Source organism: Glutamicibacter sp. AOP38-B1-38, assembly GCF_052377485.1.
Lineage (GTDB): Bacteria > Actinomycetota > Actinomycetes > Actinomycetales > Micrococcaceae > Glutamicibacter.
The window spans coordinates 49,761-71,077 of the sequence record NZ_JBQSWU010000009.1 but is presented as its reverse complement, the minus strand read 5'-3'; the positions used below and the strand labels follow the sequence as shown (position 1 = coordinate 71,077).

At 59.4% G+C, this 21,317-nt stretch carries 23 protein-coding genes; 16 read left to right on the top strand and 7 right to left on the bottom strand.

The window, feature by feature from the left end; translation table 11 throughout:
- Positions 1-16 precede the first annotated feature (16 nt).
- Positions 17-1,387 (bottom strand): aspartate aminotransferase family protein, encoded by a 1,371-nt coding sequence (locus tag ACT3TP_RS07145; RefSeq protein WP_444620051.1) that lies wholly within the window; start codon positions 1,385-1,387, stop codon positions 17-19.
- 45 nt (positions 1,388-1,432) lie between these two features.
- Entirely contained in the window at positions 1,433-2,941 is a 1,509-nt protein-coding gene (locus ACT3TP_RS07140; RefSeq protein ID WP_444620049.1) for a CoA-acylating methylmalonate-semialdehyde dehydrogenase, read from the bottom strand.
- 124 nt (positions 2,942-3,065) lie between these two features.
- Here ACT3TP_RS07140 and ACT3TP_RS07135 point away from each other — a divergent pair, with 124 nt between their 5' ends.
- Both ACT3TP_RS07135 and ACT3TP_RS07130 read left to right on the top strand, forming a co-directional pair.
- A complete protein-coding gene (locus ACT3TP_RS07135) occupies positions 3,066-4,688 on the top strand; it encodes a PucR family transcriptional regulator (RefSeq protein ID WP_096283258.1) in 1,623 nt (540 codons plus the stop codon).
- A gap of 52 nt (positions 4,689-4,740) precedes the next feature.
- Positions 4,741-5,553, top strand: coding sequence for a shikimate 5-dehydrogenase (locus ACT3TP_RS07130; protein WP_444616765.1), 813 nt, complete (start codon positions 4,741-4,743; stop codon positions 5,551-5,553).
- On the opposite strand, the gene ACT3TP_RS07125 is transcribed toward ACT3TP_RS07130, so the two are convergent.
- Together ACT3TP_RS07125 and ACT3TP_RS07120 are read right to left on the bottom strand one after the other, a co-directional pair.
- Complete coding sequence (locus ACT3TP_RS07125; protein ID WP_096283260.1) at positions 5,550-7,526, bottom strand: acyl-CoA dehydrogenase family protein; 1,977 nt, start codon at positions 7,524-7,526, stop codon at positions 5,550-5,552. The two genes, ACT3TP_RS07130 and ACT3TP_RS07125, sit on opposite strands and share 4 nt — an antisense overlap.
- Positions 7,527-7,760: 234 nt before the next feature.
- Positions 7,761-8,426 (bottom strand): helix-turn-helix transcriptional regulator, encoded by a 666-nt coding sequence (locus ACT3TP_RS07120; protein ID WP_096283261.1) that lies wholly within the window; start codon positions 8,424-8,426, stop codon positions 7,761-7,763.
- A 93-nt stretch (positions 8,427-8,519) separates the two neighbouring features.
- Between ACT3TP_RS07120 and ACT3TP_RS07115 the strand changes: the two genes are divergently transcribed.
- The gene (locus ACT3TP_RS07115; protein WP_096283262.1) at positions 8,520-8,936 is read left to right on the top strand and encodes a hypothetical protein; all 417 of its coding nucleotides are present in this window, start codon (positions 8,520-8,522) and stop codon (positions 8,934-8,936) included.
- 86 nt (positions 8,937-9,022) lie between these two features.
- Here ACT3TP_RS07115 and ACT3TP_RS07110 read toward each other — a convergent pair whose 3' ends face one another.
- Both ACT3TP_RS07110 and ACT3TP_RS07105 read right to left on the bottom strand, forming a co-directional pair.
- A complete protein-coding gene (locus ACT3TP_RS07110; protein ID WP_444620047.1) occupies positions 9,023-10,405 on the bottom strand; it encodes an aspartate aminotransferase family protein in 1,383 nt (460 codons plus the stop codon).
- A complete protein-coding gene (locus ACT3TP_RS07105; protein ID WP_444616761.1) occupies positions 10,402-10,875 on the bottom strand; it encodes an Lrp/AsnC family transcriptional regulator in 474 nt (157 codons plus the stop codon). The genes ACT3TP_RS07110 and ACT3TP_RS07105 overlap by 4 nt, the downstream gene beginning before the upstream one ends.
- A 271-nt stretch (positions 10,876-11,146) precedes the next feature.
- Between ACT3TP_RS07105 and ACT3TP_RS07100 the strand changes: the two genes are divergently transcribed.
- The 10 genes from ACT3TP_RS07100 to rpsN all read left to right on the top strand — a co-directional run bounded on the left by ACT3TP_RS07100 (position 11,147) and on the right by rpsN (position 18,475).
- A complete protein-coding gene (locus tag ACT3TP_RS07100; protein WP_444620045.1) occupies positions 11,147-12,379 on the top strand; it encodes an ABC transporter substrate-binding protein in 1,233 nt (410 codons plus the stop codon).
- A gap of 10 nt (positions 12,380-12,389) precedes the next feature.
- Positions 12,390-13,304 carry an extracellular solute-binding protein gene (locus ACT3TP_RS07095; RefSeq protein WP_444620043.1) on the top strand — a complete coding sequence of 305 codons (915 nt, stop codon included), beginning with the start codon at positions 12,390-12,392 and terminating at the stop codon, positions 13,302-13,304.
- A 9-nt stretch (positions 13,305-13,313) separates the two neighbouring features.
- Positions 13,314-13,613 (top strand): hypothetical protein, encoded by a 300-nt coding sequence (locus tag ACT3TP_RS07090; RefSeq protein WP_444620041.1) that lies wholly within the window; start codon positions 13,314-13,316, stop codon positions 13,611-13,613.
- A gap of 6 nt (positions 13,614-13,619) precedes the next feature.
- Positions 13,620-14,780: an ABC transporter ATP-binding protein gene (locus ACT3TP_RS07085; protein WP_444620039.1), complete on the top strand. Its 1,161-nt coding sequence runs from the start codon at positions 13,620-13,622 to the stop codon at positions 14,778-14,780.
- 11 nt (positions 14,781-14,791) lie between these two features.
- The gene (locus ACT3TP_RS07080; RefSeq protein WP_096283530.1) at positions 14,792-15,709 is read left to right on the top strand and encodes an ABC transporter permease; all 918 of its coding nucleotides are present in this window, start codon (positions 14,792-14,794) and stop codon (positions 15,707-15,709) included.
- A gap of 9 nt (positions 15,710-15,718) precedes the next feature.
- Positions 15,719-16,516 carry an ABC transporter permease gene (locus ACT3TP_RS07075; RefSeq protein ID WP_096283532.1) on the top strand — a complete coding sequence of 266 codons (798 nt, stop codon included), beginning with the start codon at positions 15,719-15,721 and terminating at the stop codon, positions 16,514-16,516.
- 408 nt (positions 16,517-16,924) lie between these two features.
- The gene (locus ACT3TP_RS07070; protein WP_096283267.1) at positions 16,925-17,425 is read left to right on the top strand and encodes a MarR family winged helix-turn-helix transcriptional regulator; all 501 of its coding nucleotides are present in this window, start codon (positions 16,925-16,927) and stop codon (positions 17,423-17,425) included.
- A gap of 332 nt (positions 17,426-17,757) precedes the next feature.
- Positions 17,758-17,994, top strand: coding sequence for a 50S ribosomal protein L28 (gene rpmB, locus ACT3TP_RS07065; protein ID WP_096283268.1), 237 nt, complete (start codon positions 17,758-17,760; stop codon positions 17,992-17,994).
- A gap of 1 nt (position 17,995) precedes the next feature.
- Positions 17,996-18,166, top strand: a complete 171-nt coding sequence (gene rpmG / locus ACT3TP_RS07060; protein WP_022874359.1) for a 50S ribosomal protein L33 — start codon at positions 17,996-17,998, stop codon at positions 18,164-18,166.
- 3 nt (positions 18,167-18,169) lie between these two features.
- Positions 18,170-18,475, top strand: coding sequence for a 30S ribosomal protein S14 (rpsN, locus tag ACT3TP_RS07055; RefSeq protein WP_060702423.1), 306 nt, complete (start codon positions 18,170-18,172; stop codon positions 18,473-18,475).
- A gap of 179 nt (positions 18,476-18,654) precedes the next feature.
- Here the strand turns inward: rpsN and ACT3TP_RS07050 are convergent, their stop codons facing one another.
- Positions 18,655-19,176, bottom strand: coding sequence for a J-domain-containing protein (locus ACT3TP_RS07050; protein WP_444620036.1), 522 nt, complete (start codon positions 19,174-19,176; stop codon positions 18,655-18,657).
- Positions 19,177-19,276: 100 nt separating this feature from the next.
- Here ACT3TP_RS07050 and ACT3TP_RS07045 point away from each other — a divergent pair, with 100 nt between their 5' ends.
- From ACT3TP_RS07045 to ACT3TP_RS07035, 3 genes are all read left to right on the top strand, one after another.
- Positions 19,277-20,272, top strand: a complete 996-nt coding sequence (locus tag ACT3TP_RS07045; protein WP_444616750.1) for an SDR family NAD(P)-dependent oxidoreductase — start codon at positions 19,277-19,279, stop codon at positions 20,270-20,272.
- A gap of 172 nt (positions 20,273-20,444) precedes the next feature.
- Positions 20,445-20,729, top strand: a complete 285-nt coding sequence (locus ACT3TP_RS07040) for an HU family DNA-binding protein (RefSeq protein WP_096283271.1) — start codon at positions 20,445-20,447, stop codon at positions 20,727-20,729.
- 287 nt (positions 20,730-21,016) lie between these two features.
- Positions 21,017-21,301, top strand: coding sequence for an HU family DNA-binding protein (locus tag ACT3TP_RS07035; protein ID WP_096283271.1), 285 nt, complete (start codon positions 21,017-21,019; stop codon positions 21,299-21,301).
- Positions 21,302-21,317 lie beyond the last annotated feature (16 nt).

The following is a 21,317-nucleotide window of genomic DNA, read 5'->3' as shown; positions in this document are numbered from 1 at the left end:
CCGATACAACTCATGGCTAGCCGGTCACGAACTTGTCGGCGACAACCAGCGCCTGCTCCAGCCGGTCCAGGGCTTCGACCAGGACATCGTCCGGGATGTTCAGCGCCGGAACCACATGCAGCCGGTTGAAGTTGGCGAAGGGCAGCAGCCCGGCAGCCTTGGCCGCGGCCACCACCTCGTTCATCTCGGGGGAGGAGCCGCCGTAGGCCGCCAGCGGCTCGCGGGTTTCACGGTTCTTGACCAACTCGATGGCCCAGAACACCCCGGCTCCGCGGACCTCGCCCACCGAGGGGTGCTGCGCGGCGAACTGCGCCAGCCGCGGGCCGATGATCTCATCGCCCAGGCGCTTGGCATTGGCCACCATGGACTCGTCCTCCATCGCGTGGATGGTAGCGACCGCCGCCGCGCAGGCCAGCGGGTGGCCCGAGTAGGTCAAGCCGCCAGGGTAGGGGCGTTCGCGGAAGGTCTCGAAGATCTCGTTGTTGATCGCCACGCCGCCCAGCGGCACGTAGCCCGAGTTCACCCCCTTGGCGAAGGTCAGCAGATCCGGGGTGACGCCCCAGTGGTTGACCGAGAACCACTGGCCGCTGCGCCCGAATCCCGCCATCACCTCGTCGGCGATGTACACGATCCCGTACTTGCGGGTCAGCTCGCGCACCCCGGCCAGGTAGCCGGCCGGCGGCATATAGATGCCGGCGGTGCCCGGAATGGATTCGAGGATCAACGCGCCGATGGTCGAGGCGCCCTCCAGGACGATGGTGTCTTCCAGGTGCTTCAGCGCCCGCTCGGTTTCCTCCGCTTCGCTGGTTGAGCCGAAGTAGGACCGGTAGGGGTAGGCGGGGAAGAAATGCACTACCCCGTCGGTGGCATGGTCCGAGGCGAAGCGCCGCGGGTCGCCGGTCGCATTGATCGCCAGCTGCGTGCCGCCGTGGTAGGAACGGTAGGCGGAGAGCACCTTGTGCTTTCCGGTGTGCAGCCGAGCCATGCGGATGGCATGCTCCACCGCGTCGGCCCCGCCGTTGGTGAAGAAGATCCGATTCAGGTCTCCCGGGGTGCGCTCGGCGATGAGCCGGGCCGCCTCGGAACGCGCATCGTTGACATGCTGCGGGGCGATGGTCGCGATCTTCGCGGCCTGCTCCTGGATGGCCGCGATCACCTTGGGGTGCTGATGGCCGATATTCGTGTTGACCAGCTGGCTGGAAATGTCGATCAGCTTCCGGCCTTCGCCATCCCAGACGTAGGAGTCCTGCGTCTTCAGAATGGTCATCGGGTTGAACGGTCCCTGCGCCTGCCACGAATGGAAGACGTGGTCGCGGTCCAGCTGGTAGGCGCGCTTGCCTGCTTCGATCTCTTCCGCCGAGATGTCGGCGGTGAGCTGTTCGGTCATGAATCTAGATCCTTCTACTCAAACCACGTGGGCACGCGGGGAAAATTAGTCGTTCTGCGGGAAGCCGAGGTTGATTCCGCCGTGGCTCGGGTCCAGCCAGCGCTTGGTGATCACCTTGTTGCGGGTGAAGAACTTGAATCCCTCCGGTCCGTAGGCATGCTGGTCGCCGAACAGCGAGGCCTTCCAGCCGCCGAAGGAGTGGTAGCCCACCGGGACCGGGATGGGCACGTTCACGCCCACCATGCCGACCTGGATCTCGTTCTCGAAGCGGCGCGCGGCGCCGCCGTCGTTGGTGAAGATCGCGGTGCCGTTGCCGTACTTCGAGGCGTTGATCAGCTCGATGCCGTCGTTGAAGGTCTCCACGCGGACCACCGAGAGCACCGGGCCGAAGATCTCATCGGTGTAGATGGACATGTCGGTGCCGACGTTGTCGAACAGGGTGGGGTGCAGGAAGAAGCCGTTGCCGTCCGCGTCCAGCGCCCCGGTGCGGCCGTCGACCACCAGCGAGGCGCCGGATTCGATGCCCGCCTCGATGTAGCCGGCGACCTTGTCGCGGTGCTCGCCGGTGATCAGCGGGCCCATATCGCAGCCGCGGGTGCCGTCGCCCACGCGCAAGTTCTTGGCGCGCTCGGCGATCTTGGCGACCAGCTCGTCGGCGATGTTCTCCAACGCCACGACCACGCTGATCGCCATGCAGCGCTCGCCGGCCGCGCCGAAGCCGGCGTTGATGGCCATATCCGCGGCCAAGTCCAGATCGGCGTCGGGCAGCACGAGCATGTGGTTCTTGGCGCCGCCGAAGGCCTGGACGCGCTTGCCGTTGGCGGTGCCGGTGGAGTAGACGTACTGGGCAATGGGGGTGGAGCCGACGAAGGACAGCGAAGCGATGCGTGGATCGTTCAGCAGCGTGTCCACGGATTCCTTGTCACCGTGCACCACATTGAGCACGCCCTCTGGCAGGCCCGCCTCGGCGAACAGCTCGGCCATCCACTGGGCCGCGGAGGGATCCTTCTCCGAAGGCTTGAGCACTACCGTGTTGCCCGAGGCGATGGCGACCGGGAAGAACCACAGCGGCACCATGGCCGGGAAGTTGAAGGGGGAGATGATGGCCGAAACGCCGACCGGCTGGCGCTGGGACTGCACGTCCACCCCGGTGGAGGCGTTCTCCGAGTACTCGCCCTTGAGCAGGTAGGGGGCGTTGCAGCACAGCTCGACTACTTCCATGCCGCGCGCCACTTCGCCCAGTGCGTCATCGAGCACCTTGCCGTGCTCCGCGGTGATGATGGCCGCCAGCTCGCCCTTGCGCTCGGCGAGCAGCTGGCGGAAGTTGAACATGATCGCGGTGCGGCGGGCCAGCGAAGTATCGCGCCACTGGGGGAAGGCTGCGTGGGCTGCGGCGATGGCAGCTTCGGTGGTGCTCTTGGACGCCAAGGCGACTTCGCGGGCGATCTCGCCGGTGGCAGGGTTGTAGACCTTGCCGGTGCGGGTGTCTCCTTCGCCGGAGAACGGTGCGTTATTGACCCAGTGCTGCAGAGTTTCGGTCAGCGTAGTCGTCATGAGAAAGTCCCTTCAAGTGCGTTCGTGGTTATCTGATTCCATCTTGCGCCACCAGTATGACAAGCAACACAAGCGATGTGTCATGATTTAGGCAGAAGGTCTTACGCTTTGTAAAGGTTGACGGATGAGTGCTGAAACAACTGGTTCCCTGACCATGGCTGACGTGCTGGCGCTGAAGGTCGTGCAGAACGCCGAACCGCTGGTCCTTTCGGGGGAGAAGAACCTCGACGTGAGGCTGCGCTGGGTGCATGTCACCGAGTCGGCAGAGAACGTCGACCTGCTCTTCGGCCGGGAAGTAGTGCTCACCACCTTGCGGAATGTGGAGCCCACCGTGGCGCGGCTGCGTGCGTTCATGACCAAACTGGAGGATTCCGGAGCGGCCGGGGTGGTGGTGGAACTGCTGGAGGATCCCGGCGAGGCGGAGGCCGGCATCGGCGCACGCTTGGCCGAAGCGGTGAAAGCCCTGGCGCTGCCGGTGATCCGGCTGCGCAAGAAGGTGCGTTTCGTGGAGATTACCGAGGTCATCCACGAGCGCCTGGTGGCGGAACAGCTGGCCGCGGTGCAATTTTCCCGAAATGTCCACGAGATCTATACCGAACTTTCGCTGCATGAAGCCAACGAACAGCGCATCGTGGAGCGCACGGCGGAGCTGTTGCAGGCTCCGGTGGTCTTGGAAGATGTCCGGCACCATGTGCTCGCCCACGCAGGTGCCGGATACGGGGCCGAGTCGGTGCTGGAGCACTGGATCAATCGCTCGAAATTCGTCGGATACGCCGAACAGACCGGGCGCGGCCACGGCGCCGAGAGCTGGTTGCAAACCCCGGTCGGCGCGGTTCGTAGCCGCTGGGGCAGGCTGGTGGTTCCGGCCGAGCTCGAGGACGAGCATAACGCCGCCCTGGTCCTCGAACGCGCCGGCCAAACCTTGACCATCGCGCGGCTGGCCGGACGCGACCAGCGCGAACTTCTCTACCAGGCCCGCACCTCGATGCTGCACGAGCTGCAGCAGCACCACTCCTACACGGATAAGGAAGTGGCCGTACGCGCCGAGTCTCTTGGCCTGGATGCCGGAGCGCACTATGTCCCACTGGTGGTCGCGCTGGCCGTGGGGGAGGCCCACAGCCCCACGGACATCCAGCTGCGCGAACGAGAAGTGCTGGAGGTCGTGGACCAAGTGGCCGAGAACATGCGTCTGGGAGTGCTCGCCGGGTCGCTGCGCTCCGGATACCTCGGGGTCATTCTCCCTGTCGCGGCGAAGCAGCTGGTGGAAAACTCGCTGCAGCGGTTCACCCGACAGCTGACCGAGATGCTCTCCGCTCAGGTCGCCGTCGGGGTGGCGGCCGAAGAATTGAGCATCAGCGCGAGCGCTCGCCGGTTGGAAGAAGCGGCCCACGTCGCGGAGATCGTTCCCAACCTCCCGACCCGGGCCCGGCCCTACTACCGCTTCGCGGACCTGCGCTTGCGCGGGGTGCTCTCGGCCATGGGCCAGGATGCGCGCATGCGCAGCTTCGCGATGACCGAACTATCCGGGCTGCTGAACCCGCCAGATGTATCCGGTCTGGAGCTGCTTCAGCTATATCTGGAGCAGGCAGGCAATAAAAGCGCGTTGGCCAAACAGGGCTATCTTTCGCGGCCAACCCTGTATGCCCGGTTGGCGAAGCTCGAAGAGAAGCTTGGGGTATCGCTGGATTCGGCAGAATCCCGAGCCAGCTTGCAGGTAGCGTTGCTTTGGTATCGCATGCACGGATAACTGGATCCAGCAGTTGCACCCACCACGAGGCCGGCGGAGAAACGGAGCACCCATGCCCATCCTGAACAAAGATATGACCCTGTGTATTTCGCTCTCGGGGCGTCCTTCGAATCTCGGCACGAGATTCCACAATTACCTCTACGAGGAACTCGGGCTGAACTTCATCTACAAGGCGTTTGATACCCAGGATCTGGCCGGCGCCATCGCCGGGGTTCGCGCCTTGGGCATCCGCGGTTGTGCCATCTCGATGCCGTTCAAAGAAGAGGTGATGGAGCTCGTGGATGTCATCGAGCCCTCGGCAGCGTCCATAGAATCGGTGAACACCATCGTCAATGACCAGGGTGTGCTTCGCGCGTCGAATACCGATTACGAAGCGATAGCGACGTTGATAACCCGCCACGGGCTGAACCCGAACGCCTCGGTGCTGGTCCGGGGATCCGGAGGCATGGCGAAGGCGGTCAGCGCAGCATTCCGCGACGCGGGATTCGAAAAATTGACGGTACTTGCCCGCAACGCAGCTAGTGGAAAGGAACTGGCCGCGAAGTATGGCTACCGCCATCAGGTCGGCGACCCCGAACCTGGACACGATATTTTGGTGAATGTGACCCCGTTGGGAATGGACGGTCCGCACCAGGAGGAACTGGCCTTCGAAATGCCGCATCTAGCGGCCGCAGAAACCGTCTTCGACGTGGTAGCTTTTCCGGCGCAGACACCGTTGATCCGCGCCGCAGAACAGCTGGGGAAACAGGTCATCACCGGTGCCGAGGTGATCGCCTTGCAAGCGGCGGCGCAATTTGAAAAGTACACCGGAATTCGGCTCAGCGAGGACCAGGTGCGACGCGCTTCGGAATTCTCCCGCAGCTAGTCCTTGCTGGGGCGCTGCACGGGGACACCGTAGGGTCTGCGGACATCCTCGCGAGGTTCCTTCGACCATTCGGCGATCCACGGGCCGGTGCCTTCCGAGACATCACGCACTCCCTCTTCGAGCCATTGGAAGTCACCGTCCAAGAGCTTGGCGGCAACCTGTTCGTCGCGGTGCGTAGTATTGCTCCACAGATGGCTGAAGTGCTCTTCGCAGCGTTTGGTTGCCTGTTCGCAGAATGCCTGGGCCAGGGTTTCGGCCGAGAATCTTTGAGCGGCGCCCGAATCGTGGAGCGACAAGGTCTTGGTGATCGTTGCGGACATGGCGAATAGTTCGGCGCCGATGTCCACGATGCGTCCCAGGAATACCTGCTGCTTTTCCATGCTGGCCTGCCACCTCGCCATTCCGGCAAAGGTCTGGCGTGCCAGGCGGCGTGAACTGCGTTCGATGTACCGCAGGTGCTTGGCCAGCGGCCCCTGGTCCGCAAAGGACCCCGGCACGGTACCGGCTCCGACCATCAGTTTTGGCAGCCAGCGGGCATAGAAGCCGGAGGCCTCCATGGCTGCTCGGGCCTTTTCTTCCAGTGTGGAGTCGGTCTGCGCCAATGCCCCGGCGGCTTGGAGGTGAGCGTCCACCGCCTCGCGGGCAATCAACAGGTGCATGATTTCGGTGGAGCCCTCGAAGATGCGGTTGATGCGCAGGTCGCGAAGCAGCTGCTCGGCCGGGACAGCCCGTTCGCCTCGGGCGGCCTGGGAAGCGGCGGTTTCGAAACCACGCCCACCGCGGATCTGAATGAGCTCATCGGCAATCTTGCACGCGGCTTCGGAACTGTAGAGCTTGGCGAGTGCCGCTTCGATGCGGACATCTTTCATTCCCGCATCGGCAAGGCTCGCGCTCAGTTCAAAGACCGCCTCCAGCGCGTAGGTGCTTGCCGCTATATAGGAGAGCTTGGCGGCCACCGCCTGGTGCTTGCCCACAGGGTGGCCCCATTGCACCCTGGCTGCGGACCATTCGCGAGCAATTTTTGTGGCCCATTTCCCGGCGCCCGCGCACATTGCGGGAATTGATAACCGTCCGGTGTTCAAGGTGCTCAGCGCGATTTTCAGTCCCGAGCCTTCTCTGCTCAGCCGGTTCCCCACCGGCACCTTGACGGCGGAGAAACGGGTGACACCGTTTTCAATCCCGCGTAGTCCCATAAATGCGTTGCGATTTTCCACAGTGATGCCCGGGGAGTTCGCCTCGACGACGAACGCGGTAATTCCGCCTCCGCCTGCCGGTTCGGTTCCGCAGGCCTCGTGAGGCTTCACCGCTGCCATTACCACCAGCAGGTCGGCCACAACGCCATTGGTGGTCCAGAGCTTCGAGCCTTCCAGTTGGTAGTGCGTACCGTCCTCGCTCAGCGTTGCATGCGTCCCCAAGCGCGCCGGGTCGGAGCCGACATCGTTCTCGGTCAGGAGAAAAGCGCTGATTTCCCCTGCTGCGCAGCGCGGCAGATACTCGCGTTTCTGGGCCTCCGTGCCGAAGCGCTTCACGGGCTCAGGGACACCGATGGACTGGTGCGCCGAAAGCAGCGCTCCGAGTGCGGGGGACACCGAACCGACGCGCATCAAAGCGCGCCCATAGTCGAGCAAGCTCAGTTCCAACCCGCCGTATTCCTCAGGGATTTTCATGCCGAACGCGCCCACATCCCGTAGCGCGGCAATGTATTCATCCGGTACGCGTGCCTCTTCTTCAATACCGGAAACGTTGAAACCATCCAGCACAGTTTTCAGCTCCGCAAGGAATTCTTCCCCTCGTGCCGCGGCCTTCGGTTCCGGAACTGGCATCGGGGTGATCAGCGAGAAATCTACCTCACCCATATAGAGGCCCTTGGCGAAGCTAGGCCGTTCCCAGCCTTGCTCGCGAGAAGTCTCGGCAATTTCTCGGGCTTGGGCTGCGCCGACGCTTGCGCTTGATGGTTCCGGATTCGGGCACATGGCAGATCCTTTGCACTCCAGGCGCGTTTTGCCCTGGTGGCATCTGCGCCTGTCCTTTGGTTGGCCCAAGCCTAACCCTGAATTAGCAGACAAGAAAGGGGGCATGCCTTGGCGTGCAGAGGAGGAACCACGACTCGATGGAGAAGCCGAACAACACCGATGGCTGCGGCTCAGCGGGCACCACGGAGCATGAAGCGAAAATACTGCAAGGCCTGGCCCTGGCCTTGCCGCTCGCTAGGTCAGCGGATCAAAACGTACACAGCAATGCCCGGTTTCCGGTGTGACAGGACAGGCTCGGTAGAGGGCGTCGCCGGATTCGACGACCGCCCCTAACAGCTCTCGGTTCATCAGGCATACGGTGTCCCGGTGTTGCGCCGAAAGCTGGTGGAATGGGCAATCGGTGAGGTGAATTGAACCTGCGGCATCCGTCTGTGGCAGGTAACCGCCATTTGCCAGGATCTGTTGCAGGGAGTCTTTGGAGGCCGCAATGCTCCGTCCGGTTTCGCGCGATACTTCGGCGAGTAATTCATTGACCGGCCGTTGTTCCTGTGTCGCCCGTTCGATGGCTTTTGCCATGATTTGGGCGGCCAGGGTGTATTCGCGGTGCGGGACGCTCGCCTCGATCTCCTGGGCGACCGGGGAATACAGTTTCGCGGGACGTCCCGAGCCGGGGCCGGTGTTTTCGCGCAGCTTGCGAAACTCGTAGCTCAGCAGGCCTTCCTTGACCAGCCGTTCAAGCTGAAATGACACCGTATTTCGTGGCAGTCCCAGCGCCTGCGCTACCGCATCGCGGCTGGCCGGCTCCGCGGCGCGGGAGAGATATTCGTAGATTCTCGCGCGGAGCGGATCGGCTAATGCGGAGACCGCCTGGACCGAACGTTTACGGGGAAAGAACTGCATAAGTTAAGTGTAAATCTAAAATTGGTTTTTGTTGACTTAGAGTGTGCGGAGTTCTAAAATCAGATTAACTGCTTTTAGAAAGGAGGGGTGGACATGGCTTCGACAGCTATGAGCGCAGCGGAGGTCCGCTCGCGCACATTGGAGCATCAGGCGTTTTTGCTGCTGCGCACAATCTTTACAGTGGCCCCGATCTTGTTCGGCTTGGACAAGTTCTTCAACTTGCTCACCGACTGGACGGTTTACCTCGCACCGTTGGCCACCGACATCATTCCGGTGTCGGCCCAACAGTTCATGTACGCCGTCGGCATCGTGGAAATTGCCGCCGGCCTCTTGGTGGCTCTGCGGCCCAAACTGGGTTCTCTCGTGGTGAGCCTCTGGCTACTGGGGATCATCGTGAACTTGCTGATCCTGCCCGGGTACTTTGATGTTGCCTTGCGCGACTTCGGACTGCTGGTCGGCGCGCTGGCGCTCAATCGGCTGGCTGCGGCGCGGGCTGCGGCGCACCGATAAAACCGACTCCCAGATAAATATAGCGACCGGCTCCGTGACGGAACCGATCGCTATATCCGGGTTGGAACCGGTTACCTTGGTATCGACTAGATCTTGTTGGCGGCCTCAGAGAGCACCGCCCGCAAGATCGATTCGATTTCATCGAATTCCGGTTGCGCGATGGTTAGCGGGGGCGCAAGCTGGATGACTGGGTCTCCTCGGTCATCGGCGCGGCAGTACAACCCGGCCTCCCATAACGCAGGGGAGAGGTACTGGCGGAGCAGCCGTTCGGATTCTTCGTCGTTGAAGGTCTCCTTGGTGCTCTTGTCCTTGACCAGTTCGATCCCGTAGAAGTACCCGGCACCGCGAACGTCGCCGACGATATCCAAGTCCTTGAGTTTGTCCAGGGTCGACTTGAAGTTCTCGGCATTGTTCTTGACGTTCTGGTTGAGTCCCTCGCGCTCGAAAATGTCGAGGTTTGCCATGGCTACGGCTGCCGCCACGGGGTGGCCGCCAAAGGTGTAGCCGTGATAGAACGTGGTGTCGCCCTTGGTGAATGGCTCGAAGAGCTTGTCCGAAACCACCATGACGCCCAGGGGCGCGTAGCCGCTGGTGAGCGCCTTCGCCGAGGTGATGATATCCGGGACGTAACCGAAGTCATTGCAAGCGAACATCGAACCGATGCGGCCGAAAGCGCAGATGGTTTCGTCTGAAACGAGTAGCACATCGTGCTCGTCGCAGATTTCGCGTACGCGATCGAAGTACCCCGGAGGCGGTGGGAAACAACCGCCGGAGTTCTGCACCGGTTCCAGGAAAACCGCCGCGACGGTGTCGGGGCCCTCGAACTCGATAGCCTCGCGGATTCTTTCCGCCGCCCACAGCCCGAAGTCCTTTTCATTGTCCGCAAACATTTCCGGTGCTCGATAGAAGTTGGTATTCGGAACCCTGAAGGTTCCCGGAACCAGAGGCTCGAAGGGTGTCTTCATATCCGGCAAGGAAGTAATCGCCAACGCACCTTGCGGAGTGCCGTGGTAGGCCAAGGCGCGTGAAATGACCTTGGTTTTTCCTGGCAGGCCCTTCATCTTGAAATGTTGCTTGGCAAGCTTAAAAGCCGATTCCACCGCTTCGCCGCCACCGGTAGTGAAAAAGACCCTGTTCAGGTCTCCCGGTGCATAGTGCGCTAGCCGCTCGGCCAGGTCGATTGCGGGCTCGTGCGCGTAGGACCAAAGCGGCATGAAAGCCAACTTTTCGGCCTGTTTGGCGGCGGCCTGCGCAAGCTCGGCGCGCCCGTGTCCGGCGTTGACGACAAACAGGCCCGAGAGTCCGTCAATGTATTCCTTGCCCTGATCGTCATAGATCTTGTGCCCCTCGCCGCGGGAAATAATTGGCACATTGCCACCATTGTGAAGGCCTGAGTGGCGGGCCATATGCATCCAAAGATGATCGCGAGCTGCCTGCTGGCGATCGGTACCGCGTGGAGTTGTACTCATCGTGTTCCCCAGTTGTATTCCTGTTTTTTCAAAGAAAGGTACGTGTACGTATTCGTGCTGACGACGCCTTCGGTGCCGCGGATCTTGCTGATCACGCGCAGGAGGTCTTCATCGCTGGAACAAATGACTTCGGCCAGGATGTCGGCGCTTCCTGCGGTCACCACGCAGTAGTCCACTTCTTGAACCGCTGCGATGCGGTCCGCGGTCCCGTTGATGTCGCTTGACGCGGTAATTCCGATCATTGCTTGCCGGGTGAAACCCAGCTCCAATGGGTTGGTTACCGCCACAATTTGCATGGCTCGACTGTCCACCAATTTCTGCACGCGTTGACGTACTGCAGCTTCGCTCAGACCCACAGCTTTGCCTATCGCCGCGTAGGACCGCCGTCCGTCTTCTTGCAGCTGTTCGATGATTTCCTTGGAAATCTCATCGATTACCGCCGGCGCGTGGCCATTCGGTGGCATGGTCATTCGGTATCGACCTCCCAGGTCTTTCGATGCGTATTCGCCACCCAAACGCTTCCAGCGTTTTGGGTATAGCACCGACCCTACAGCTACTGATCCAGTTGCGAAAGGGGGAAATTTTGATTGTTTCCAGCATTGGAAACACGAAATTAACAAGGATTCTTGCGTCCATCCCTTGTTTCGCCAGCGAAGAACTGACATTATGAACGTCATTGATATGTTGTGTGGCACATCACAGCCACCCAACAATTCGGACAATTCAAGTTAGGACGGATCCATGTCTCACTCGCGAGGACAACTTCCTGAAGATCCAAAGATCCGAGCTCTCGTGCAAGCGATGAGCCAGCGATCGATGTCTCGACGCGGCGTGCTGGGGGCAGCCGGCGCACTGGGGCTTACCGGCTTGCTGGCAGCTTGCGGAACCGGAGGAACGGGCGGTGGCGGCAACGGGCCAGCGGCTACCGTCAAAGACATTTCGGAAACCGACCCCACGGTCAATTGGGCCAACTGGACCTTGTACTTGGACTACGACGACAAGGAGAAGACCTACCCCACCCTTGACCAGTTCACGAAGCAGACCGGAATCAGCGTCAATTACGTCGAAGACATCGACGGCAACGACACCTATTACGGCAAGGTGCAAGGCCAGCTCAATGCCGGCCAGGATATTGGACAGGATCTGATTACGCTCACCGACTGGATGGCGGGGCGCATCATCCGCCAGGGATACACCCAAGAGCTGGATCATGCGAACATCCCGAACATGGCCAATTTGCTGCCGAATCTCCAAAATGTCGACTTCGACCCAGGACGAAAGAATTCGCTGACCTGGCAGACCGGCTACGCCGGAATCGCGTGGAACAAGAAGAAGTTCCCGAAGGGCCTGAAGAGCGTCTCGGATCTTTGGGATCCTGCGCTCAAGGGCCGCATCACGGTGCTCGACGAAATGCGCGACACCATGGGCCTGCTGATGTTGGAGAATGGCGTTGACATCACCGGTTCGTGGGGTGAAGCGGAATTCGGGGCGGCCCTGGATGATCTGCGCAAGAATATCGGCAACGGCCAGATCCGACAGGTTAAAGGCAACTCCTACAAGGAGGACTTCATCTCCGGTGACGCGGTGGCAGGCGTTGTCTGGTCCGGGGACATCGTGCAGATGAACTTCGAAAACGACGACCAATGGGAATTCGTCATCCCGGAAGCAGGCGGAGCCCTGTGGAGCGATAACTTGATGGTTCCCATCGCTTCACCGCGAAAGAGCAATGCCGAAGAGCTCATGAACTTCTACTACGACCCGAAAGTTGCCGCGGAAGTGGCAGCCTATGTGAACTTCATCTGCCCGGTTGTCGGCGCCAAGGAAGAAATGGAAAAGATCGATCCGAGCCTGGTGGACAACCCGCTGATCTTCCCGACAGACGAAGACCTGAGCCATGCACATGTCTTCCGTTCGTTGAGTGCTGATGAGGAAAACACCCTCGGCAGTGAATTCCAAAGCGCGATTGGAGCCTAGGGGTACGTATATGTCACGCCAACGCGCCATCAATGAGCAACGAGGCCGACTTGCCCAAGCCATCGGGCAGGCGCAAGCCAGCCGGCGGGGGGTTCTTGCCGGGGCGGCAGGCCTTGCGCTCGCTGGACTGCTCAGCGCCTGCGGAACCAAAGGGGCCAGCAGCGGTCCGGCACAGGCATTAACCCCGGGAATAGATATTTCGGATACCGAACAACTCGTTCGATGGGCAAACTGGACCCTGTACCTTGACTACGACGACAAGGCCAAGCACTATCCAACGCTGGAACAGTTTAAGAAGTCCAGCGGTTTGGATGTGCGCTACGTCGAAGACATCGACTCGAATGATTCCTACTACGGCAAGGTGCAGTCGCAGCTGGCCTCCGGGCAAGATATCGGCCAAGACCTGATGGTGCTCACCGACTGGATGACCGAACGGGTGATCAGGCTGGGATACGTTCAGGATCTTGATCACGCGAATATTCCGAACCTGAAGAATCTGCTTCCCAGCCTGAAAGATGTCCGCTTCGACCCGGGACGCACCAAGTCGCTGACCTGGCAGTCCGGTTACACCGGCCTGGTATGGAATAAGGAAGAGTTTCCCAAGGGGCTGCGCAACGTTGCAGACCTCTGGGCTCCTGAGCTCAAGGGCCGAGTGACGCTACTCGACGAGATGCGCGATACCATCCCGCTTCTGCTCCTTGACCAGGGTATCGATATTACGGGCCAATGGGGCCAGGAAGAATTCTCCGGCGCGATCGAAATCGTGGAGAAGAATATCCAAAACGGACAGATCCGCCAGGTTAAGGGCAACTCCTATAAGCAGGACCTGATCTCAGGCGATGCCTTGGCCGGGATCGCCTACTCCGGCGATATTACGCAGTTGAACTATGAGGAGGGCAACAAGTGGGAGTTCATCATGCCCTAGCGCGGTGGATTGATCTGGTCGGATAATTTCACGGTTCCCATCGGTGCAACGCATAAGAAAAATGCTGAAAAGCTGATGGATTTCTATTACCAGCCAGATGTCGCGGCGGAGGTCGCCGCCTACGTCAACTATTTGTGCCCGGTGGTTGGCGCGCAAGAAGAAATGGAAAGAATCGACCCGGATCTCGTCAACGATCCGCTGATATTCCCAACCGAAGAATTCCTGAACAAAGCAAGCACGGAACGCGAACTGTCGGTCGAAGAAGAAAACGACTTCCAAAACCAGTTCCAAGAAGTAATTGGGGTATAGAACGTGATGAATACCAACACCGCAGAACCATCGATCAAGCAGGTGGAACTGCCGCGCAGCGAGGGCGCGGACCTGCACCTTAAAGGCATCACCAAACGCTTCGCGGAATTTATTGCGGTCAAAGACCTGGACCTCACGGTTCCCGCCGGAACATTTTTCGCCTTGCTCGGGCCTTCCGGCTGCGGCAAGTCAACCACCCTGCGCATGATCGCTGGATTGGAAGCGCCAAGCGAAGGCGAAATTTCAATCGGTGGCAAGGACGTCACCGCGCTGCCAAGCCACCAACGCGAAGTCAACACGGTCTTCCAGTCCTATGCGCTCTTCCCGCACATGACGGTGCTGGAAAACGTGGCTTTCGGGCTGAAGCGCAAAAAAGACAAGCAAGCCATGGAAAAAGCCAAGGCCGGACTCGACATGGTGGAACTAGCGCACCTTGCAAACCGCCGCCCCGAACAGCTATCCGGCGGACAGCAACAGCGCGTCGCCCTGGCCCGGGCACTGGTGAACCGTCCACAGGTGTTGCTGCTTGACGAGCCGCTCGGTGCCCTCGATATGAAGCTGCGCCGGCAAATGCAGATGGAACTCAAATCCATTCAAACCGAAGTCGGCCTGACCTTCATCCACGTGACACACGACCAGGAAGAGGCCATGACCATGGCGGATGTCGTCGCGGTGATGAACGAAGGGCGAATCGAACAGATGGGGGCGCCGCGCGATCTATACGAACTTCCTAAAACAGCCTTTGTGGCAAACTTCCTGGGAAAATCGAACCTTATGCGCGGAACGGTAACCGGGGAACGAGACGGACTGCTGGAAGTTGCGGCCTCCGGGCACAAGATACTCGTCGCCGTGGACCGGGCCGTGCAACACGAGGGAGAGATCGTTGTCGGAGTGCGCCCGGAGAAGCTGCACTTGAACCATGAAGCACCCACCGAGGCGACGGGGTACAACGAGCTCAGCGGTGAGGTTATCGATGTGTCGTTCACCGGAACCACCACCGAGTATCTCATTGACGTGGCTGGCATTGGACGAATCGGAACTTTCGCGCAAAACCGTGGACAACAAGCGGCGGAAGTAGGGAACACCGTGTATCTCAGCTGGGATAGCGCGCACTCCTTCGGCCTGGCCGGCGATGAACTTGTCAATGCCGGAGTTGATAAAACATGAGCAATACGGTGATGACCAAGAAAGGAAAGATCTCGGACCTGCGCAGCCGGGACGAGATCAAGGCCGAACGCCGCAAGGGACGAACCGGGGTGTACCTGGTTGTGCCCGGTATGCTGCTGCTTCTATTGTTCTTCGCAGTTCCGGTCATGGTGCTGCTGTCGATGTCGCTGTACGCCAGACCGGAAGGCGCCGGCATCGGCGAGTTCGTCCCGGCACTTGAATTCCGAAATTATGCGACCGTGCTCGAGGCATACTGGCCCGACTTATTGCGCTCCTTCGGTTTCGCGCTCATTGCCACGGTGCTGGCACTGCTGATCGGCTATCCGATGGCCTACCTCGTCGCCGTGCGCTTGCGCCAGCATGGCTTGCTTCAAGGCATCTTGCTGGTCTTGCTGATTGCGCCGTTCTTCTCCAGCTTCATTCTGCGCACCCAGGCGTGGAAACAAATCCTGGCCGATGAAGGTTTCGTGGCGCAAACATTGAAATTCCTTGCGATCCTGCCCGCGGAAGCGCACCTGACCGCCACCCCATTTGCCGTGGTGGCCGGTTTGACCTATAACTTCCTGCCCTTCATGGTGCTTCCGATCTATGCGAACCTCGGCCGTTTGGATACGAGACTGTTGGAAGCCTCCGGGGATCTTTATGCCGGGCCGATGACCTCGTTCTTTCGGGTGACGCTGCCGTTGTCCGCGCCGGGTGTGTTCGCCGGCACGCTCTTGACCTTCATCCCGGCGGCCGGCGACTACGTGAATGCCGCGCTGCTGGGCAACAACCGAAACACCACGATGATCGGACAAGTCATCGATTCACGATTCTTCCGGGTCATCGACTATCCGGGAGCCGCGGCGCTGAGCTTCGTGCTGATGCTCTCGATCTTGGTGCTAGTCACGATCTATATCCGGCGTTTCGGAACCAAGGAATTGATGTAGGAGGCAATGATGAAACAAAAAATAGGGCGCTGGATCATTCCCGCCATTGCTGGACTGGCTTTCATCTACCTGCTGGTTCCGATCGCGTACATCTTCGTCTTCTCATTCAATGATGCGGGACGTACGAACCTTGAATGGCGCGGATTTACCCTGGACAACTGGCAGAACCCCTGCGGTGCGCCGGCCGTTTGCGAATCCTTGGTCAATTCCTTGCAGATCGGCGTGGTTGCCACGCTCGTGTCCACCGCGCTGGGTACCTGCATTGCCATCGGCCTGGTGCGCTACAAGTTCCGTTTCCGCAAGCTGACCGACGTGCTGATCATTCTTCCCCTGGCAACCCCGGAAGTTGTTCTCGGCGCTTCGCTCCTGGCACAGTTCCTGAACCTGGGGTGGGAGTTGGGATACACCACGATCGTGATCGCACATTCGGTGTTCTGCATGTCCTTTGTGATCGTGACTGTTCGGGCGCGAGTCTCTTCGCTGGATCCGCGTCTGGAAGAAGCAGCAGCTGACCTGTACTCCACCCCACGGGCCGCCTTCTTGAAGGTCACCTTCCCGTTGTTGGTGCCCGGCATCGTTGCGGCAGCGCTGCTGTCCTTCGCGATGAGTTTTGACGATTTCATCATCACGAACTTCAACTCCGGAACGTTCCAGACCTTCCCGAAGTTCATTTATGTTGCGGCAACGCGTGGCATTCCGGCCCAGGCTAACGTCATCGGTTCGGCAATGTTCATCACCGCGTTGCTGGTAGTAGTCATTGGACAGGTGATGGCCTATCGAAAGCGGAAACGTCTAGCGCAGGTTTAGCGCGGCATAAGAATGCCATAACACCCGCCAGTTCCTTCGCGTTGAGGAACTGGCGGGCTTTGCCGGTTAGGGCAAACAATTGGGACTGGATCTGCGAGAACCACCAGGCAGACCGCTGGCAACGGATTGTGCTGCGGCACTCGGTGCTATTCTCCGATTAGTTCTCGAACAGCGGTCTGAAGCATTGAGGCCCCAAGGTCTTGCGGCGTTCGCTGAGCTAGACCTTCGTGAGCATCGTGGCGCAGCGGACGAAGTCTGGCACCTCGCTGCCACTGACCTGCCGTATTGCCGGAGCAGAGCTGGCCTCGGTATCCGGCAGGGGACAGGGTAGGATTCAACCGATTAGAATATTCCCACAATGTGGTAGCGACTTACTGCGCGTGCGGTAGAGGAATGGTGTGAAAATACATGGGTGAACAGGTCGTCTGGCTTTCTGCTCAAGAGCGAAAGGCCTGGCTGGGGCTGAACACAATGATGTCATTGCTGCCCGCCGCATTAGATTCAGACCTTCAAGGCCTCGAAGGGATCACTCTCTTCGATTACCATATGCTGGCGATGCTCTCCGAGACGCCAGACCGTGAACTGACCATGACCGATCTTGCCGCCCGCACCAGCGCTTCACTGTCGCGCTTGTCCCATGTGGTGAAGAAGCTGGAGAAGCGCGGATGGGTGGTACGTGCTCAATCTGCCGGAGACGCACGTGTGAAGATCGCCTCATTAACCAAGGAAGGTTGGGACGCGGTGGTCAAGATGGCGCCGCATCACGTCGCCACCGTCCGCGCACTTCTCCTCGAAACCTTGGATGACAAGGACGTTAAAGATCTTGCGAGGATTTCGCGCAAGGTTGTGAAGGTTTTGGACGCGGATCACTGGGTCTTAGAGGATTCCACCTCCGATTTGGCTCCCTGAGCAATCCCAGATATTCTTATAGCGCGTTAATCGCGTGTTTCGTTGTGCCGCCATTTCGGTGGAGCAGCGGGTACGCGTAGCCCGTAATACCGAATATTGCGACCATCTGAGTACGGGGAAATTGCTCAACCGGTTGCAAAGTTCACCGACTTACATACTTTAAGGCTCTTCGGTTGGTTCTCACCCAGCCTGGTTACCTTCCTAGTGTGCAGTATTAACGGTGTTTCACTGGTTGGCGGGGCTCATAACGCACTAAGTGGTGTCGTTATTTCGGTAAAGACACTGCGCGCGAGAACCGCCGAATTTTACTACTAACTAACTAAGGAGTGATCATGGCAGCTGTTTGCCAGGTAACCGGTACTACCCCGGGCTTCGGACATAGCATCTCCCACTCGCACCGTCGCAACAAGCGTCGTTTCGATCCGAACATCCAGAAGAAGCGCTACTGGGTTCCGTCCCTGCGCCGCAACGTGACCTTGACCCTTTCGGTTAAGGGCATCAAGCTCATTGACGTTCGTGGCATCGACGCTGTTGTTGCCGACATGCTTGCGAAGGGTGTGAAGCTCTAATATGGCAAAGAAGGATAAGGACGTACGTCCTATCATCAAGCTGAAGTCGACCGCCGGTACCGGATTCACTTACGTGACCCGCAAGAACCGTCGTAACGATCCAGACCGCATGGTTCTGAAGAAGTACGACCCAGTTGTCCGTAAGCACGTTGAATTCCGAGAGGAGCGCTAAGACATGGCCAAGAAGTCCAAAATCGCAAAGAACGAACAGCGCAAGGTCATCGTCGAGCGTTACGCTGAGAAGCGCCTCGAACTGAAGAAGACCTTGGTTGACCCGAACGCAACCGATGAAGCCCGCGAGGCTGCACGCGTTGGTCTGCAGAAGCTTCCACGCGATGCTTCGCCGATCCGCGTCCGCAACCGCGACTCCATCGACGGCCGTCCGCGTGGTACCTTCCAGAAGTTCGGTATCTCCCGTGTTCGCTTCCGCGACATGGCACACCGTGGTGAGCTTCCGGGCATCACCAAGTCTTCCTGGTAAGCCACAAAGTCTTACGGCTTTAGCTTTCTAGCGCGAATGCCGCCTCAATCCCGCAAGGGGTGTGAGGCGGCATTCGTCTTTTAATCCGCCAGCTACTTGCGACGCGACCACCAACGCCTCGGCGTAGCCGTTTGCTGCCTCGGCTCAACATGCTGGACGGTTCGGCGTGCTGTCCAGGCCTACACCTCGGCCTGGACATCGCGCAGTTTGGTGACCACCGGTGGACCGCCGAGTAACTGGCGGCGAGCGTCGACTATGCGCTGATTAAAATCGGCGAGGTGTTCGCGTACCGCGGCGGTAGTGGGCAGGCAATCTAGGGTCTGGTGTAGCTGTTCGTCTTCAACACGCAAGGTCAAGGCCGGCGGACCGAGACCGGAGAGCTGCTCTCGATGCATCATAGATTTTAACCACCAGTCTGGATCGGTAGTGGCCGTGATGTGGTCAATATTCTTGCCAGCCAAGGGCAGGTTATCGAACTCTCCGCGAGCGAAAGCCTCATCCAAGGCGCTATTTGCAACTTCCCATGCTTCATCTTGGGCATAATATTGCAGGGGTGTACGCGCCGGTCCGGTGACACTAGGCTTGCCCGTTTTCTCGGCATACTCGTCTACCGGAACCGGCACATCGGAGGCGGCGGCCATTTGATAGCGGGCGGCATTCAACGCTGCGTGCTGTCCCGATTTCTCCGGTTTGTTGCTCACCCTTCCATGGTGGCATCCCCAGCACAGACCGGCAACAGGGCACGGTAGGCTGGGCTGCTGGCACCGCGATCTGCAGAGCAAGGCATAGTAGCGTTGAGCCATGAGCATTGAAGCCCGTGCCGGAACCCTGGACCGCTTAGGCTATGGAACGCCGCACCATGACGTATACGCCAATCGAGCCCGTTGGGCTGGCCTCGGAGCCGGGAAAGCCGCCGTCGTAACCGGCGCCAATTCCGGCCTTGGATTCTTCACCAGCCTCGCACTGGCAGAAAGCGGCGCCCACGTGGTGCTCGCCTGTCGTAATGAAGCGAAGGCCGAGGTGGCCATGAAAGAGATCCAACGTCGTGTACCCCACGCGAAATTAGAGTATCTTCCCTTCGAAGCCTCATCCCTAGAATCTGCAACGGCACTTGGAAGCATTTTGCGTCATCGGGAGCTAGATATCTTAATCGCCAATGCCGGGATGATTCGCACCCCGGCAACCCGGGTGGCCGGCAGCCTGGGATACGAGTCAACGATGAGCACAAACTTCTTGGGACACGCCCGACTAGTAGGGGAGCTCGCCGAAAATTTCCGCAGCCGGCCGATGCGTTTGATCGGCCTCGGATCGGTGTCTACGCTGTTGCTGAAAACAGACCCAAATAACTTAGCGCTGGATCACGGCTACCACGCCTATCGGGCCTACGCCCAATCCAAGGCGGCGGTTCAAGCATTCACTCTAGCCATGGACCACCGCCTGAAACAGCTTTCGTGGCCGTCGCGCGCCGTCGCGGTACACCCCGGATATTCCATTTCGGGATTGACCCTCCCTGTGCCTGGAATCAACGAACCGCCCTATTTCAAGCGGGTCCGGGACCAAATGCAGGCCAGTTTCGCGCAGGGCAAACATGAAGGTTCGGTATCCCTCGTGGAAGCGGCGCTAAACCCCGGGATACCAGCAAGTCCCCGGGGGATCTATCTCGGTCCGCGGTTCCTCTCAAAAGGCGAATCTGCGCTGGCCAGACCGGCAAAAGTCACTCGACAGAAGCGGCTTATGGACCCCGTTTGGAAGATCTTTATTGAAGCGAATGAAGGGATGGATCCATTCAAAATTTGAGCTTCAGTGAACTTTCACACCATGTAACTTCACCGAATATCGGCAAAAACCGCGGATCTGTGCGCCTACTGTCGGTAATTGCTGGTAAGTTCTCTCAAGTAAGCCCGTGCGAGCGTGCGGCATCCGGCCCCCGGATTGGGGCGGCGGATCACTAGTCCAGGAGGACCACACATTGGCTATGAACCGTAGCGAACTTGTTGCCGCTGTTGCAGCTAAGACCGAAAACTCCCAGGTAGCCGTCAACGGTGTGCTGGATGCGCTGTTCGAAGTTTTCGTTGACCAGATCTCCCAGGGTGAGAAGGTTTCGATCCCAGGTTGGTTGGCCGTGGAGCGCACCGATCGTGCAGCTCGCACCGGGCGTAACCCACAGACCGGTGACGCTATCCAGATCCCAGCTGGCCACTCGGTCAAGCTGACCGCTGGTTCGAAGCTGAAGGCTGCTGTCTCCAAGAAGTAATGCCACGGCGCAATTTGCGCATTCCATTGACCCGTTATCCGAATTTATTTCGCGGTGGCGGGTCGATGTCGTTAACTATCAGATTCTCGGTATTTGGTTCCCCTCAACCTAAAAAAATGACCGTCTGGCGTTTAGAACCGTAAATAGTTGAAAAAATCCCCAGAATTCGCACGTTTTCGTCGGTTTCGAGGTCAAAGATTTGATATGTTCTCACTGATAAGTCCGCACGAGCGTGCGGCATCCGTGGCCCGCCGGGTCATGGACCACTAGTCCAGGAGGACCACACATTGGCTATGAACCGTAGCGAACTTGTTGCCGCTGTTGCAGCTAAGACCGAAAACTCCCAGGTAGCCGTCAACGGTGTGCTGGATGCGCTGTTCGAAGTTTTCGTTGACCAGATCTCCCAGGGTGAGAAGGTTTCGATCCCAGGTTGGTTGGCCGTGGAGCGCACCGATCGTGCAGCTCGCACCGGGCGTAACCCACAGACCGGTGACGCTATCCAGATCCCAGCTGGCCACTCGGTCAAGCTGACCGCTGGTTCGAAGCTGAAGGCTGCTGTCTCCAAGAAGTAAGTCCCCAGACTTTTGC

Bases quoted from the DNA above. Each gene is read 5' to 3' on its own strand.
- ACT3TP_RS07045 (WP_444616750.1), top strand. From the start codon at position 19,277: ATGAGCATTGAAGCCCGTGCCGGAACCCTGGACCGCTTAGGCTATGGA.
- ACT3TP_RS07115 (WP_096283262.1), top strand. From the start codon at position 8,520: ATGGCTTCGACAGCTATGAGCGCAGCGGAGGTCCGCTCGCGCACATTG.
- rpsN (WP_060702423.1), top strand. From the start codon at position 18,170: ATGGCCAAGAAGTCCAAAATCGCAAAGAACGAACAGCGCAAGGTCATC.
- rpmG (WP_022874359.1), top strand. From the start codon at position 17,996: ATGGCAAAGAAGGATAAGGACGTACGTCCTATCATCAAGCTGAAGTCG.
- ACT3TP_RS07070 (WP_096283267.1), top strand. From the start codon at position 16,925: ATGGGTGAACAGGTCGTCTGGCTTTCTGCTCAAGAGCGAAAGGCCTGG.
- ACT3TP_RS07085 (WP_444620039.1), top strand. From the start codon at position 13,620: ATGAATACCAACACCGCAGAACCATCGATCAAGCAGGTGGAACTGCCG.
- ACT3TP_RS07105 (WP_444616761.1), bottom strand. From the start codon at position 10,875: ATGACCATGCCACCGAATGGCCACGCGCCGGCGGTAATCGATGAGATT.
- ACT3TP_RS07095 (WP_444620043.1), top strand. From the start codon at position 12,390: ATGTCACGCCAACGCGCCATCAATGAGCAACGAGGCCGACTTGCCCAA.
- ACT3TP_RS07130 (WP_444616765.1), top strand. From the start codon at position 4,741: ATGCCCATCCTGAACAAAGATATGACCCTGTGTATTTCGCTCTCGGGG.
- ACT3TP_RS07145 (WP_444620051.1), bottom strand. From the start codon at position 1,387: ATGACCGAACAGCTCACCGCCGACATCTCGGCGGAAGAGATCGAAGCA.
- rpmB (WP_096283268.1), top strand. From the start codon at position 17,758: ATGGCAGCTGTTTGCCAGGTAACCGGTACTACCCCGGGCTTCGGACAT.
- ACT3TP_RS07140 (WP_444620049.1), bottom strand. From the start codon at position 2,941: ATGACGACTACGCTGACCGAAACTCTGCAGCACTGGGTCAATAACGCA.
- ACT3TP_RS07100 (WP_444620045.1), top strand. From the start codon at position 11,147: ATGTCTCACTCGCGAGGACAACTTCCTGAAGATCCAAAGATCCGAGCT.
- ACT3TP_RS07120 (WP_096283261.1), bottom strand. From the start codon at position 8,426: ATGCAGTTCTTTCCCCGTAAACGTTCGGTCCAGGCGGTCTCCGCATTA.
- ACT3TP_RS07135 (WP_096283258.1), top strand. From the start codon at position 3,066: ATGAGTGCTGAAACAACTGGTTCCCTGACCATGGCTGACGTGCTGGCG.
- ACT3TP_RS07110 (WP_444620047.1), bottom strand. From the start codon at position 10,405: ATGAGTACAACTCCACGCGGTACCGATCGCCAGCAGGCAGCTCGCGAT.
- ACT3TP_RS07075 (WP_096283532.1), top strand. From the start codon at position 15,719: ATGAAACAAAAAATAGGGCGCTGGATCATTCCCGCCATTGCTGGACTG.
- ACT3TP_RS07080 (WP_096283530.1), top strand. From the start codon at position 14,792: ATGACCAAGAAAGGAAAGATCTCGGACCTGCGCAGCCGGGACGAGATC.
- ACT3TP_RS07125 (WP_096283260.1), bottom strand. From the start codon at position 7,526: ATGTGCCCGAATCCGGAACCATCAAGCGCAAGCGTCGGCGCAGCCCAA.